Annotated in this window: 15 protein-coding genes; 7 read left to right on the forward strand and 8 right to left on the reverse strand. The window is 71.8% G+C overall.

Annotated features, from left to right (window positions below; translation table 11 throughout):
* The 4 genes from ACSC1Q_RS32465 to ACSC1Q_RS32480 form a co-directional block, all read right to left on the reverse strand.
* Window positions 1-1260, reverse strand: a 1260-nt coding sequence (locus ACSC1Q_RS32465; protein ID WP_436762515.1) for a type I polyketide synthase, incomplete at its 3' end; no start/stop codon positions are given.
* A gap of 36 nt (window positions 1261-1296) precedes the next feature.
* Window positions 1297-2040, reverse strand: coding sequence for a thioesterase II family protein (locus ACSC1Q_RS32470; protein ID WP_436762516.1), 744 nt, complete (start codon window positions 2038-2040; stop codon window positions 1297-1299).
* Window positions 2041-2056: 16 nt separating this feature from the next.
* Window positions 2057-2248, reverse strand: a complete 192-nt coding sequence (locus tag ACSC1Q_RS32475) for an acyl-CoA carboxylase subunit epsilon (RefSeq protein WP_436762517.1) — start codon at window positions 2246-2248, stop codon at window positions 2057-2059.
* On the reverse strand, window positions 2248-3765 hold the full coding sequence (locus ACSC1Q_RS32480; protein WP_436762647.1) for an acyl-CoA carboxylase subunit beta: 1518 nt from the start codon (window positions 3763-3765) through the stop codon (window positions 2248-2250). Before ACSC1Q_RS32480 ends, ACSC1Q_RS32475 begins: the two co-directional genes overlap by 1 nt.
* A gap of 570 nt (window positions 3766-4335) precedes the next feature.
* On the opposite strand from ACSC1Q_RS32480, the gene ACSC1Q_RS32485 reads away from it, so the two are divergent.
* The 7 genes from ACSC1Q_RS32485 (at window position 4336) to ACSC1Q_RS32515 (ending at window position 11417) form a co-directional block, all read left to right on the forward strand.
* Window positions 4336-5376, forward strand: coding sequence for a MupA/Atu3671 family FMN-dependent luciferase-like monooxygenase (locus ACSC1Q_RS32485; RefSeq protein ID WP_436762518.1), 1041 nt, complete (start codon window positions 4336-4338; stop codon window positions 5374-5376).
* 3 nt (window positions 5377-5379) lie between these two features.
* On the forward strand, window positions 5380-5898 hold the full coding sequence (locus ACSC1Q_RS32490) for a flavin reductase family protein (RefSeq protein WP_436762519.1): 519 nt from the start codon (window positions 5380-5382) through the stop codon (window positions 5896-5898).
* 272 nt (window positions 5899-6170) lie between these two features.
* The gene (locus ACSC1Q_RS32495) at window positions 6171-6707 is read left to right on the forward strand and encodes an NUDIX hydrolase family protein (protein ID WP_436762520.1); all 537 of its coding nucleotides are present in this window, start codon (window positions 6171-6173) and stop codon (window positions 6705-6707) included.
* A 250-nt stretch (window positions 6708-6957) separates the two neighbouring features.
* The gene (locus ACSC1Q_RS32500) at window positions 6958-8682 is read left to right on the forward strand and encodes an MFS transporter (protein WP_436762521.1); all 1725 of its coding nucleotides are present in this window, start codon (window positions 6958-6960) and stop codon (window positions 8680-8682) included.
* Window positions 8679-9113, forward strand: a complete 435-nt coding sequence (locus ACSC1Q_RS32505) for a MarR family winged helix-turn-helix transcriptional regulator (RefSeq protein WP_436762522.1) — start codon at window positions 8679-8681, stop codon at window positions 9111-9113. Before ACSC1Q_RS32500 ends, ACSC1Q_RS32505 begins: the two co-directional genes overlap by 4 nt.
* 167 nt (window positions 9114-9280) lie before the next feature.
* Complete coding sequence (locus ACSC1Q_RS32510; protein ID WP_436762523.1) at window positions 9281-10036, forward strand: winged helix-turn-helix domain-containing protein; 756 nt, start codon at window positions 9281-9283, stop codon at window positions 10034-10036.
* A 100-nt stretch (window positions 10037-10136) separates the two neighbouring features.
* Window positions 10137-11417 (forward strand): MFS transporter, encoded by a 1281-nt coding sequence (locus ACSC1Q_RS32515; protein ID WP_436762524.1) that lies wholly within the window; start codon window positions 10137-10139, stop codon window positions 11415-11417.
* A gap of 176 nt (window positions 11418-11593) precedes the next feature.
* Here ACSC1Q_RS32515 and ACSC1Q_RS32520 read toward each other — a convergent pair whose 3' ends face one another.
* The 4 genes from ACSC1Q_RS32520 to ACSC1Q_RS32535 form a co-directional block, all read right to left on the reverse strand.
* Window positions 11594-11917 carry a hypothetical protein gene (locus ACSC1Q_RS32520; RefSeq protein WP_436762525.1) on the reverse strand — a complete coding sequence of 108 codons (324 nt, stop codon included), beginning with the start codon at window positions 11915-11917 and terminating at the stop codon, window positions 11594-11596.
* Window positions 11918-11937: 20 nt separating this feature from the next.
* Window positions 11938-12267 (reverse strand): hypothetical protein, encoded by a 330-nt coding sequence (locus tag ACSC1Q_RS32525; RefSeq protein WP_436762526.1) that lies wholly within the window; start codon window positions 12265-12267, stop codon window positions 11938-11940.
* A gap of 87 nt (window positions 12268-12354) precedes the next feature.
* Complete coding sequence (locus tag ACSC1Q_RS32530) at window positions 12355-12801, reverse strand: hypothetical protein (protein ID WP_436762527.1); 447 nt, start codon at window positions 12799-12801, stop codon at window positions 12355-12357.
* Window positions 12798-13487 (reverse strand): hypothetical protein, encoded by a 690-nt coding sequence (locus ACSC1Q_RS32535; RefSeq protein ID WP_436762528.1) that lies wholly within the window; start codon window positions 13485-13487, stop codon window positions 12798-12800. The genes ACSC1Q_RS32530 and ACSC1Q_RS32535 overlap by 4 nt, the downstream gene beginning before the upstream one ends.
* Between the last annotated feature and the right edge of the window lie 99 nt (window positions 13488-13586).

A 13586-nucleotide genomic window follows, 5' to 3' on the forward strand; every position in this document is an offset into this window, starting at 1 on the left:
TGACCAGTCCACGTGCGGTGACGGCGAATCCACGTGCAGCGTCCGAGGCAGCGTCCCGTGCCGCATCGCCATCACCATCTTGATCACACCACCGACACCGGCGGCGGCCTGGGTGTGGCCGATGTTCGACTTCAAGGACCCCAGCCACAACGGCTGCCCCTCCGACCGGTCCTGGCCGTAGGTGGCGATCAGCGCCTGCGCCTCGATCGGGTCGCCCAGCCGGGTACCCGTGCCGTGCGCCTCGACCACGTCCACGTCCACAGCCGACAGACCCGCGTTGGACAGGGCCTGGCGGATCACCCGCTGCTGCGAGGGGCCGTTCGGGGCCGTCAGCCCGTTGCTGGCACCGTCCTGGTTGACCGCGCTGCCCCGCACCACGGCCAGCACCCGGTGACCGTTGCGCCGCGCGTCCGACAGCCGCTCGACGAGCAGCACGCCGACGCCCTCGGCCCAGCCGGTGCCGTCCGCCGACGCGGAGAACGCCTTGCAGCGCCCGTCCACCGACAGGCCACGCTGCCGCGAGAACTCCACGAACGTCGCCGGGGTCGCCATCACGGTCGCCCCGCCCGCGAGCGCCAGGTCGCACTCGCCCGACCGCAGCGCCTGCACGGCCAGGTGCAGCGCGACCAGCGACGACGAGCACGCCGTGTCAACCGTGACGGCCGGGCCCTCGAACCCGAACGTGTACGACACCCGCCCCGAGGCGATGCTGCCCGAGTTGCCGGTGCCCATCAGGCCTTCCAGCTCGCCCGGCACGTCGGAGAGCTGGGGCGCGTAGTCGTGGTACATCACACCCGCGAAGACACCCGTACGGCTGCCACGCAACCCCACCGGGTCAAGGCCCGCCCGCTCGACCGCCTCCCAGGACGCCTCCAGCAGCAGCCGCTGCTGCGGGTCCATCGCCAAAGCCTCGCGCGGCGAGATGCCGAAGAAGCCCGCGTCGAACTCGCCGGCGTCGTGCAGGAACCCGCCGGAGCGCGAGTACGAGGTGCCCCGGTTGTCGGGGTCGGTGTCGTAGAGCCGCTCCAGGTCCCAGCCACGGTTGGTCGGGAACTCGCCGATCGCGTCGGCACCGGCGGCCACCAGGTCCCACAGGCCCTCGGGCGAGGACACCCCACCGGGGAACCGGCAGGCCATCCCCACGATCGCGATCGGCTCGCGCGCCGCGTCGGTGAGAGAACGATTCTGCGCGCGCAGCCGTTCGGTCTCCTTCAGCGAGGAACGCAGGGCCTCGATGAGTTTGGTGTCGTTCGCAGTCATGCTCGCCTCGTACTCTTCGCGCTATCGAAAGTGGGACTACGCGCTCGGGATGCTTTCGGTGATCGTCCGCATCACCGCTGGGGCGTGGGAGTTCAGGTAGAAGTGGCCGCCACGGAAGACCCGCATGTCGAAGGCGCCGCTGGTGTGTTCCTTCCAGCGGATCGCCTCGTCCAGCGAGACATGGGGGTCGTCGTCACCGACGAGCGCGATGACGGGCGCGTCGATCTTGATTCCGGGCTGGCATCGATAGGTCATGATCGCCTTGTAGTCGCCGCGCAGCGAGGGCAGGATCATGCTCACGACCTCGGGGTCGTTCAGCATGCGCAGGTCGGTCCCGCCGAGTCGCCGCACCTCGGCCAGGAGCGCCTGGTCGCCCTCCTTGTGCACCGTCTCGTGGCGCGTGCAGGAGGGCGCGCGCCGGCCCGACGCGAACAGGATCAGCGGTGAGACGCCGTGCGTCAGCAGCCTCCTGGACACCTCGAACGCGACCACGGCGCCCATGCTGTGGCCGAAGAAGGCCATCGGCCGGTCGGCGAGCGGGACGATCTCCTCGGTCAGCCGGTCCGCGAGCGTCGCGATGTCGTCGACGCACGGCTCGTGGCGGCGTTCCTGCCTGCCCGGGTACTGGACGGCCAGCACGTCGAGCCGCGAGGAGAGCTGTCTGGCGACGGGGTGGAAGTACGAGGCCGAGCCGCCCGCGTGCGGGAAGCAGATCAGGCGGGTGGCGGACGGCGGCGCGGCCTGGAACGACCGCAGCCACGTTCCGGTTTCGGTGATCACTTGCACTCCTTCTGGTTCACCGGGAGGACCATGAATTCGGCGCCTCGAAGACCCCCGGCTCATGCCAGGAAGGGAGACGGGCGGAGGCGTCGTCGTCGTCCCGAGGCCGGATCGCGGCGGTGCGCGACAGGGCCGCCAGCACCGCGGCCACCTCTTCCTGGTCGGGCTCACCGCGTACGAACCGGAACATGACGTCGTCGCCGGCCATCACATCGGCAGGTTTCCGTGCTTGCGGTACGGGACCTTCGCGTTCTTCGCGCGGAGCATGGCGAGCGACCTGGCCAGGACCGCCCTGGTCTCGGCCGGGTCGATCACGTCGTCCACCAGGCCGCGTTCCGCGGCGTAGTAGGCGTGCATGAGCTCCTGCCGGTACTCCTTGATCATCTCGGCGCGCGTCAGCTCGGGGTCGTCGGCCGCGGCGATCTCCTTGCGGAACACGACGTTCGCCGCGCCCTCGGCGCCCATGACGGCGATCTCGTTCGTCGGCCAGGCGAAGGACAGGTCCGCGCCGATGGAGCGGGAGTCCATCACGATGTAGGCCCCGCCGTACGCCTTGCGCAGGATGACCTGGATGCGGGGAACGGTGGCGTTGCAGTACGCGTACAGCAGCTTCGCCCCGTGCCGGATGATGCCCGCGTGCTCCTGGTCCTTGCCCGGCAGGAAGCCGGGCACGTCGACCAGGGTGACCAGCGGGACGCTGAACGCGTCGCAGAACTGGACGAACCGCGCCGCCTTCTCCGAGGCGTCGATGTCCAGCGCGCCGGCCAGCGAGGAGGGCTGGTTGGCCACGATCCCCACCACGTGGCCGTCGATCCTGGCCAGGGCGCAGATGACGTTGGTCGCCCACAGGGTGTGCACCTCGAAGAAGTCACCGAGATCGACGATCTCCCTGATGACCTCGCGGATGTCGTACGACCTGCTGAGCTCGACGGGCACGATGTCGAGGAGGGCGTCGCAGCGCCGGTCGGCCGGATCGGCCGTCGGCAGGACGGGCGGCGCCTCGCGGTTGTTGGCCGGCAGGAGGGAGAGCAGGTAGCGGACCTCCTCAAGACAGTCCGCCTCGTTGTCGTAGACGAATCCGGCGGCTCCCGAGAGCGTTCCGTGCACCTGGGCGCCGCCGAGCCCGTCGTGGCTGATCTTCTCGCCGGTCACGGCCTCGACCACGCTGGGGCCGGTGATGTACATCTGCGAGATGCCGTCGACCATGAACGTGAAGTCGGTGAGCGCCGGCGAGTAGGTGGCGCCGCCCGCGCACGGGCCGAGCATCACGCTGATCTGCGGGATGACCCCGGAGGCCCGTACGTTGCGCTGGAAGATGCCGCCGTATCCGGCCAGGGCGGTCACGCCCTCCTGGATCCTGGCGCCGGCCCCGTCGCTGAGGCTGACGAGCGGCGCGCCCGTCGCCGTCGCGAGGTCCATCAGTTTGTGGATCTTCTGGGCGTGCGCCTCGCCGAGCGAGCCGCCGAAGATCCGGAAGTCGTGGGCGTAGGCGAAGACGGTGCGGCCGTGCACGGTGCCCCACCCGGTCACGACGCCGTCGGTGTACGGCCGCCGGTTCTCCATGCCGAAACCGCTCGCGCGGTGCCTGCGCAGCTGCTCGATCTCGGTGAAGCTGCCGGGGTCGAAGAGAAGTTCCAGCCGCTCGTCGACGGTGAGCTTGCCCTTGGCCCGCTGCTGCTCCGTGGCCGACTGGACGTCACCGCCGCGCGCCTGGTCCTTGAGCATTCCGAGTTCGGCGACCCTCTCCCGCAGCGAGAGAGGTGTTTCCAGGCCGCGTTCTGTGGTAAGAGTCACGTCGCGTATATCCTCTCGGCAATAAGCAGGGATATTCGACAATGCGCCATTCATTGCGTGAACGGATGCCCCGCCTCATTCACGCCTCATTCCAGCCCATGGGATGGCGGCGCAGCTACCGAGACTCGCCCCTAAAGATCCAACCGGTATTCCCCTACGAAATCCCCTAGGACGGCTCGCGAGGTAAGGGTCCGGCGCCGGGCGGCATGCGTCTCGTCGGCGGATGAACCCGGGCCGGCGGTCCGAGGGCCGGGACCTAGGCGGCCATGACACACGTTCACCTGGGCGTTTCGCGCGGCACCGGTCGCGAGGGCGCGTGCCCGGAAAAGGGTCTCCACCGGCCGTCCGCGCGAGGGGAGATCGGGAACCCCCGCGTACGCCACCACCCGTCTAGTGGATTCTAGGGGTTACTCGGCCTCTCCCCTCCTGCGAATACTGGTGACGCTTGGCCGTATATGAGCGTGTGCTCCATGCGAGCCCTCAGCACGTTAGGAGAAACCGTTGGACTTTGGCCTTTTCTATTTCGCTGACGAGGCAAGGGCAGGAACCGATCAGTACCGGCTGTTGCTGGAGGGGGCCCGATTCGCCGACACCCACGGTTTCTCCGCGGTGTGGACGCCGGAACGGCACTTCCACGAGTTCGGCGGCCGCTACCCCAACCCCGCCGTCGTCGGCGCGGCCATCGCGGCCGTGACGGAGCACGTCGCGATCCGCGCCGGGAGCGTCGTGGCGCCGCTGCACCACCCGGCGCGCATCGCCGAGGAATGGGCGGTCGTGGACAACCTGTCCGGCGGCCGCGCCGGCGTCGCGTTCGCGACCGGCTGGCATCTGAACGACTTCGCGCTCCGGCCGGAGACCTACGGCGACCGCAGGCGGGTGACGACCGAGACGGTCGACACCGTGCGGCGCCTGTGGCGGCAGGAGTCGGTGGAGCTGAGCGACGGCGCCGGTGAGCCGATCAAGGTCCGGACCCATCCGGCCCCGATCCAGCCGGAACTGCCGACCTGGCTCACCAGCTCGGGCAACCCCGGGACGTTCCGCCAGGCGGGCGAGCTCGGCGTCGGCATCCTCACGCACCTGCTCGGCCAGAGCCTGGACGAGCTGGCGCACAAGGTCGCCGACTACCGCGAGCACTTCGCCAGGAACCACGGCGGCACCGGCCATGTCGTGCTGATGCTGCACACCTTCCTCGGCGAGGACCGGGCCCGCGTGCGCGAGGTGGTCCACCAGCCGTTCACCGACTATCTCCGCAGCTCGATCGGGCTGGTCATGAAGGCGGCCGAGGAGCTGATCCCCGGCCTGGACCCGGAGTCGATGGACCCCGAGGACATCGAGTACCTCCTGGAGGTCTCCTTCGACCGCTACTTCGACACCGGCGGCCTCTTCGGCACGGTCGACGACGGCATGGCCCTGCTGCGCTCCCTGGAGGGGGTCGGCGTCGACGAGATCGGCTGTCTCATCGACTTCGTCCCCGACACGGACACCGTGCTCGGCGGCCTCGACCATCTCGACCGGCTCAAGCGGACGTGGGAAGCGAGGTGAGTGATGATCGATAGCCTGAGAATGCGACGCGTGCTCGGCCGGTACCCGACCGGGGTGGTGGTGATCGCCGCGATGTCGGACGGCGAGCCGTGCGGTTTCACCGTCAACTCCTTCACCTCCGTCTCCCTCGACCCGCCGATCGTGTCCTTCTGCGCCGCGCACACCTCGACCACGTGGCCGCGGATCAGGGCCGCGGGCGCCTTCACCATCAGCCTGCTGAGCGTCAGGCAGGAGGCGGTGTGCCGGTCGTTCGCGACCAGGGGCGCCGACCGGTTCTCCGGCGTCGGCTGGTCCGCGAAGGAGGGCGGCCACCTGGAGATCGACGGCGCGCTCGCGTGGATCGACTGCGTCCTGGAGACGAGCCACCTCGTGGGGGACCACGAGCTGATCCTCGCCAGGGTGATCTCGCTGGCCACGAACGACGACGACGGGGACCCCCTGGTCTTCCACCAGGGGCAGCTGCACCGGGTGTGCGCCGACGCCCTGGCGACGCCCTGCCGGACCCTCCAGACGATCTCGTGATCCCTGCCCCCTACCCCGTACAAAGCCCAGGCCCATATCCGGACCTGGGCTTTTACCGTGTGCCGCGTTCACGGCCGGCGGGCGGTCCCCCGGGGGTCGTTCCCGCCGGCGGGAGATCGGCCCAGGGGCCGACGCGGGAAGGCGGCGCGGGAAGCCAACACAGGAAGGCGGCGCGGGGAACCGACACGGGAAGCCAACGCGGGGAGGCGATGCGGGAAAGCGACGCGGGGAGGCGACGCGTTTCCGAGCCGACCGCGACGTACGATCGGTCAATGACCGAAATGACCGAAACCACGCCCGGCTGGCTCTCTCCCGAAGAACTGGAGTCGACCCGCGCGCGGATGCCGATCCTCTACATCGACGCCGTACCGGTACGGGTCGACGAGACGGGAGTGGTCACGCGTATCGGCCTGCTGCTGCGCATCGGAGCCGACGGGGCGGTCAGCCGCGCCCTCGTCTCCGGCCGCGTGCTCCACCACGAGCGCGTCCGTGACGCGCTCATGCGCCATCTGGAGAAGGACCTCGGCCCGACGGCGCTGCCCCGCGTCCCCGCCTCGCCGCAGCCGTTCACCATCGCCGAGTACTTCCCGACCCAGGGCGTCACCCCCTACCACGATCCCCGGCAGCACGCGGTGTCCCTCGCCTACGTCGTCCCGGTCGCGGGCGACTGCCGCCCCCGCCAGGACGCCCTCGACCTCGTCTGGTTCACCCCCGAGGAGGCCTCGTCACCGCTGGTGCAGCAGGAGATGCTCGGCGGGCAGGGTGTCCTGCTGAAGCAGGCCCTCGCGCACGTCGGCTGCCTTTCCTGACGTCCGGGCGGCACGGTACCGGCCACGGCGGCATCCCACGGCCGGTTTCCACGGCCACCCCCCCGCGCCCGGTTTCCGTGATCGGTTCCCACGGCCGGTTTCCACGGCCGGTTCCCGCAGCCGGAGAACCCCGTCGTGCTGACGCGTACCCCCTCTGACCTGCGGTGCGGCACCGGTGGCGGGAGCCGCGGCGCGTATACTTAGCGTGCGTCAACTAACTTTCCGCCAGATTCGCCAATCTGGAGGGCGTATGCGCACCCTTGTCACCGTCGTTCCGGCCCGGCCACCGTCCCGCCCACGCGGGCGCCTTCCCTACAAGTGGTCGGTGCTGTCCAACACGACGCTGGGCATGCTCATGGCCACGGTGAACGCCTCCATCCTGATCATCTCGCTGCCGGCCATCTTCACCAGCATCCGGCTCGACCCGCTGGCGCCGGAGAACGTGAGCTACCTGCTGTGGATGCTCATGGGATACATGCTGGTGACGGCGGTGCTGGTGGTCACGCTGGGGCGGCTGGGAGACATGTACGGCCGGGTGCGTGTCTACAGTGCCGGTTTCGCCGTGTTCACGGTCGCCTCGGTGGCGCTCGCGCTGATCCCGGCGGGCGGCCGGGCGGGCGCGCTGTGGCTGATCGGCTGGCGGCTGGTGCAGGGGGTCGGCGGCGCCATGCTGATGGCGAACTCCACGGCGATCATCACGGACGCGTTCCCGGCCCGCCAGCGCGGCACGGCGCTGGGCGTCAACCAGGTCGCCGGGCTCGCCGGCACCTTCGTCGGGCTGGTGGCCGGCGGGCTGCTGTCCGCGTGGCACTGGCAGTCGATCTTCTGGGTCAGCGCGGCCATCGGCCTGGTGGGCACCTGGTGGGCGTACCGCAACCTGCACGAGACGGCGGCGCGCCGTCACGACCTGCGGATCGACTGGTGGGGCAACCTGACCTTCGCCCTCGGCCTGACCGCGTTGCTCGCCGCGATCACGTACGGCATCCAGCCCTACGGCGGCCACACCGAGGGCTGGACCAACCCGCTGGTCGTCGCGGGGCTGATCGGCGGCCTCGCCCTGCTGGCCGTGTTCTGCGCGGTGGAGGCGCGGGTGGCGCAGCCGATGTTCCACCTCGGGCTCTTCCGGATCCAGGCGTTCTGGGCCGGGAACGCGGCCGCGCTGCTCAACGCGACAGCCCGCGGCGGGCTGCAGTTCATCCTGATCATCTGGCTTCAGGGCATCTGGCTGCCCCTGCACGGTTACGACTTCGCGGAGACCCCGCTGTGGGCGGGCGTCTACCTGGGCCCGCTCACCCTCGGGTTCCTCGTCGCGGGCCCGGTCTCCGGCTACCTGTCCGACCGGTACGGGGCGAGGCTCCTGGCCACCGGCGGTCTCCTCCTGATGGCCGTGACCTTCCTGGGCATGCTGGCGCTGCCGGTCGTCTTCGGCTATCCGGCCTTCGCGCTCCTGCTGCTGCTCAACGGCATCGGTTCCGGGCTGTTCTCGGCGCCGAACACCACGGCGGTGATGAACTCGGTGCCCGCCGACCAGCGCGGCGTGGCCTCCGGCATCAGGGCCACCTTCCAGAACGCCGGCATGGTGCTGTCCATCGGCGTGTTCTTCTCGCTCCTGGTCGCCGGGCTGTCCCGGTCGCTGCCCGGCGCGCTGCACGCGGGCCTGGCCGTCCAGGGCGTGCCGGCGCACGCGGTGACCGTGGTCTCCGCCATACCCCCGGTCGGGATGATGTTCGCCGCGTTCCTCGGCAGCAACCCGCTCTCCTCGCTGCTGAACGCGGCCGGGGTTCTGCACGAGCTGCCCGCCTCGACCGTGGCGACGCTGACCAGCAGGACCTTCCTGCCGACGCTGCTGTCCGGGCCGTTCCGCGAGGGCCTGGTCGTGGTCTTCGTCCTCGCCGCCGTCCTGGCGGTCGCGGGGGCCGTGGTCTCGCTGTTCCGCGGTGATCTCTACATCCACGAGGAACGGGAGGGGCGATGAGTGAGACGGCGCCCGGCGAGGCGCACCTCGCGAGCCGGCTGAGCCTCGCCGTCGGCCGGCTGCACCGGCGCGTCCGGATCGCCACCAACGACGTCCCCCCTCTGCAGCTGTCCACCCTGGTCTCGATCGAGAATCACGGCCCGCTGCGCCTGGGCGAGCTGGCCCAGCGCGAGGCCGTCACCGCGCCGACCATGAGCCGCGTCCTCGTGGCGCTCGGCCACCGGGGGCTGATCGTCCGGACGATCGACGCCGAGGACGCGCGCTCCGTCCGGGTGGCGCTGTCGCCCGAGGGGGTTCGGGTGCTCGCCGAGGTGCGTTCTCGGCGCGCGGCGCTGCTCGGCGCGCGGCTCGCCCGGCTCAGCCCGGAGCAGCGCGCGGCGCTCGCCGTCGCGCTGCCCGTCCTGGAGAGCATGGTCGCCGAGGAGTGCTGACCCGTCAGATCCCACGGGGGCTATCGGGCTATCGGGGGTTTCGGTGGTCACGCGTCCCCGAGGATCGCAAAAGAATATTTGCAAAGATACCTTTGCGAAGTTAGGCTCCGGACAGCGGCCCGGGGCGCGCTCGTGGGCTTCGGTCTCGTACGCGCGAGAGGAGCGACATGAGCGAGAGGTATCGCATCACCGATCCGCGCGTCCTGAAGGCCGTGGCCCATCCGCTGCGCGGCCACCTGCTCGGCCTGCTCCGCGTCGAGGGGCCCGCGACGGCGACCGAGCTGGCCAGGAAGGTCGGCGAGAGTTCGGGCTCGACCAGTTACCACCTGCGCGAGCTGGCCAGATACGGGTTCATCGAGGAGGACCCCGAGCGGCGCGACGCCCGGGAGCGCCGCTGGCGGGCCCGCCACCGCTACACGGCGTGGAGCAACGCCGAGCTGGTCGGCACGCCGGAGGGCCGGGAGGCGGCCGCCGCGATGCGCCGCCGCCAGCTCGACATCCTCGCCCGCGACCACGCGTCGTTCGAGCGGGAGATGGACGCCTGGGGTGCCGAGTGGATCGACGCCGCCGGGATGAGCGACGAGACCGTGCGGCTCACCCCGGCCTCCGTCGCGGAGTTCCACCGCCGCGCGATGGAGCTGGCCAGGGAACTGGCCGGACGAGACGCGGGCGACCCCTCGGCCGAGCCGGTCAACGTCCACCTCGGGGTCTTCCCCCACCGCCCCTCCGGCGGACCGCTGGGGCCGATGACACCGCCGCGCGAACCGGCGAGAACCGAACAGGCACCGCGCGAGCCGGCGAAGGCCGGACGACCACCCGGCGAACCAGCGGCCCCCGGACAAACACCCCACGACCCGGCGGGACCCGAACAAGCACCTCACGACCCGGCGGAAGCCGAACGGCCACCGCGCGAGCCGCCCTGAGCCGGGTGATGTCCGCGAGAACCGGCCGTCGCGTGTGACGCCGGCGGCTCCCGTCGACATCGATCGGCGGCTCCCGTCTCGGAACCCCACGAACAGGCGGATGCCGATGACCCTCCCCTCCCCCCGGTCCGCGCGGCGACGCTTCGCGCTGATCTCCTTCCTGACCTGGTTGCCTCCCGGTCTGGCCCTGGCCCCGATGGTTCTGCTCATGACCGGGCGGGGACTCGATCTCGCCATGGTCGGCCTGGTGGTCGCCGCCTACTCGGCCACCTGTATCGCGCTGGAGCTGCCCACCGGCGGGCTCGCCGACGTGCTGGGCCGCCGGGTCGTGCTCGCCGCCTCCGCCGCGTTCGGCCTGGCGGGCCTGACCGTGCTGGCCCTCGCCACCACGACCTGGCAGTTCCTGCTCGCCGCGCTCCTCAAGGGCATGGCGAGAGCCCTGTCCAGCGGCCCGGCCCAGGCCTGGTACGTCGACACGCTGCACGCGACGCGCGGACCGGACGCGGACCTCAAGCCCGGCCTGGCGCACGGTGAGGCCATGGGCTCGGTCGCGCTCTGCGCCGGGGTGCTGGCCGGGGGGTTCGCCCCGCTCGCCGTACCCGAGCACGTCATCACCCCCCTGGCGGCTCCCGTGCTGGCGGGTGCGGCGGCGTACGCCGTCCTGCTGGTGGCGGCGCTCGTCGCGATGCCGGAGGCGCCGCGCCCGCGCCCCACGTTCACCGGGGTGCTGCGGGACGTGCCCGCCACGATCGGCACCGGCCTGCGGCTCGCGCTTCGCGACCGCGGCCTGAGCAGGCTCCTGCTCGTCGCCTTCGCGATCGGCGTCGCGATCAACGCGATCGAGTTGCTGACCCCCGGGCGGCTGGCCGCCCTGACCGGTGGCGCGGAGAGCGGCGGCACGGTGTACGCGGTCGTCGCGGCCCTCGGCTTCGCCGCCAACGCGATGGGCCACGCGCTCGGTCCCGCCACCGCCCGGCTGTTCGGCACCTCGGCCCGTGCCGCGACGGCCGCGACCGTGGTCACCTCCGGGGCGCTGGGCGGGCTCGCCGCCTCCGTGGCGCTGTCCGGCGTGCCCGGCGTCGTGGCCGCGGCGGCGGCCTACGTCGTGCTGTTCGCCGGGCTCTCCGTGACCGGCCTGCTCCGGGCGGAGATGATGCACCGGCGCGTCACCTCCACCCGGCGGGCGACGCTCATGTCCGTCGACTCCCTGCAGCTCCAGTTCGGCGCGCTGGTCTCCTCACTGGCCGTCGGATGGCTGGCCGACCGGGCCGGTACGGCCGTCGCCTGGGCGATCGCGGCCCTCGTCCTGCTCGTCTCGGCGTCGCTGTATCCCCGTGCTCCTGGGCGGGCCGTCACCGAGACGCCGGGGAGGGCGCGGTGACGGGTGTCACGGAGCCTCACGACCGCTCGCCCAGCCGGGTGGTTCCGTCCACGAACGGAAGGCGGGCCGCCCCCGCCGGGTGGGAACGCCCGGCCGGGTGGAGAGGAGCCCCCACTGATCGTGTGGTGGCGGTGGGCAGTGCCTCCTCGGAGAGCCGGGGCCTTCCTCGTGTTCGGCTATCGTGCCTGCCCGTTCAACAACCGTTGCCACATTTCCCGCGCTTCGCGGAGCGTCCAGCGTCCGGTGAAGGCGTGCTCCGGTGGCCCGCTCTGGATCACCCGGTGAATCATGTAGGTGCCACCGCAGGAGATCAGCTCGTAGAAGACCGTCCGGCAGGAGCATGTGTGTTCCACGACGCGGTAGCGGCCTTGCGGTACCGAATCCCAGCCGAGCGCCTGACGCTTCGGAACGACGCGTACCGGGTGCGCGCTGACCCCGGGGCAGGGCCATTCGCCACGGGCGGCCGGCTCGCCGCTCGGAGTGCCGGGGGTGGTCGCCATCGCGCGCTCCCTCGCGCCGCTCATGGGGTCGTGGTCGGCTCGGTGTAGTGCTCGCCGAACCGTTCGGCGAGTCGGCGTGCGACCTGCGGCACGTCGTCGGCCCGAGCGGACTCGGCGGACTCCTCCAGGTAGACGGCGCCCCATGTGAAGAACTCGCCCTGGCGGTCGGCCCACACGGTCAGCCTGGGGCTGACGATGAGGCGGGGTTCGCCCTTGTCGTAGGCGATCTCCGGGTAGATCCGGTGGGTGTGCGGCTCGGTCCGCAGGTGCTTGAGCGCGGTGACGGCGCCGGGCCGCCAGGTGGCCGCGCCGAACCGGTCACCTCCCGGCGTGCCGAAGGGCAGGTTCACGGTCGCTCCTTTCGTTCGATGGGGGGCTTCGATGGGGGGCGCGGCCCCGGGACCCGCCCCTGTCGGGCGGCGTGTGCCACGTCGGCGTCAGCGCGGGACGACATCGCCGGCGTCGTCGGGCAGGAGCGCGTCGGCCGGCAGCGGCAGCTCGCCCATCGGCACACCGGTAGCCGGGCGGGCGCGCAGGATCGCGTAGTGCCCGGCGAGCTGTTCGGCGGCGGCGGGCAGCGTCAGCGCGGAGCTGAGCACGGGTGCACCGGAGCCGCTGAGCTCGGGGCCGGTCCACCAGTACTTCTCGCCGTCGGTGTAGGCCAGGAGTCCGAGGAAGACGGACACGATGGCGTTGCCGGAGGCGAGTTCGTGGACGTCGGCCCGGATGCCGTAGACCCCACCCAGAACGGTGGCCAGGTCCCCGGCCCGCCGCACGGCGGACGACGGTTCGGTGGTCGACGGCGCGGCGGCGTACGTCTGGGAAGGTGGTCCACCGCCGCGCCTGCTCATGGGGGTGTCGCCCTGCGGCGGGGTCGCGTTCACGCCGCGACCTCCCACCGATGGGGCTGGTGCCGCCGGGACGCGGGGACGTCCAGGGGGTAGCCCTGGCCGGAGGCGACGGCGGGCCCCGGCCGGAGGGTCCGGTGGTCGAGGAGGGTGAGCGGCGGCCAGGTGGCCGACCTCGGGCCCGTGCTCGGAGGTGGGGCGTCGTGCGCGTGCGCGCGGGCCGCGACGCGGGCCCGGCGCCGGGAGCGCGGGTCACGGGCGAGCGCCAGGCGGGCCGCGCGGTCTTCGCGGGGTTCGACCCGCCGGGACACGGGGCGCCGGACCTCGTCGCGTCGGGGCGGTGCGGTGGCGGCGGGCCGTGTCGCCGGACGGACGGGGCGGGGCGTGCGCCTGGGCGGCGTCGGCGCTTCGGGCACGACCGGGACGGGCGGCTCGGGGCGGCCCCGCGCGGGCATCGGGGAGATGACCTCGGCGGGCGCCTGATCGACGGACGACACGAAGGCGGGCAGCGGGACGCCGAGGCGGCGGGCCTGAAGGCGCACGTCCATCAGCTCGGCCGACGGCTGCGCGTACTCGTGGTCGGCGGCCCGGCCGGGGCAGCCGTGCGCGTAGGGGGCGTGCCCGCAGTCGGCGCAGCCCATCGGCAGGGGCGGGGCGTCGGCGAAGCAGCCACAGCCACTCGCCGTAGTCCGGTCGAGAACCGGAGCATTAAGGTTGTTCACGGGTCAGGAGAGCCTTCCTGATCAAGGGGCCCGTCCCGGCGCGCGATGCCGTGGCGGGCTCCGCCTTTTGTGGATGCCATGTCACCGACACGACGGGTC

Origin of the sequence: Streptosporangium heterodermiicola (assembly GCF_051390675.1) — a bacterium.
GTDB lineage: Bacteria > Actinomycetota > Actinomycetes > Streptosporangiales > Streptosporangiaceae > Streptosporangium.

Coding starts and splice junctions, on each gene's coding strand:
- ACSC1Q_RS32480 (WP_436762647.1), bottom strand. CDS start 3,765: ATGCTCAAGGACCAGGCGCGCGGCGGTGACGTCCAGTCGGCCACGGAG.
- ACSC1Q_RS32510 (WP_436762523.1), top strand. CDS start 9,281: ATGAGCGAGAGGTATCGCATCACCGATCCGCGCGTCCTGAAGGCCGTG.
- ACSC1Q_RS32500 (WP_436762521.1), top strand. CDS start 6,958: ATGCGCACCCTTGTCACCGTCGTTCCGGCCCGGCCACCGTCCCGCCCA.
- ACSC1Q_RS32520 (WP_436762525.1), bottom strand. CDS start 11,917: ATGGCGACCACCCCCGGCACTCCGAGCGGCGAGCCGGCCGCCCGTGGC.
- ACSC1Q_RS32490 (WP_436762519.1), top strand. CDS start 5,380: ATGATCGATAGCCTGAGAATGCGACGCGTGCTCGGCCGGTACCCGACC.
- ACSC1Q_RS32505 (WP_436762522.1), top strand. CDS start 8,679: ATGAGTGAGACGGCGCCCGGCGAGGCGCACCTCGCGAGCCGGCTGAGC.
- ACSC1Q_RS32515 (WP_436762524.1), top strand. CDS start 10,137: ATGCCGATGACCCTCCCCTCCCCCCGGTCCGCGCGGCGACGCTTCGCG.
- ACSC1Q_RS32495 (WP_436762520.1), top strand. CDS start 6,171: ATGACCGAAATGACCGAAACCACGCCCGGCTGGCTCTCTCCCGAAGAA.
- ACSC1Q_RS32475 (WP_436762517.1), bottom strand. CDS start 2,248: ATGGCCGGCGACGACGTCATGTTCCGGTTCGTACGCGGTGAGCCCGAC.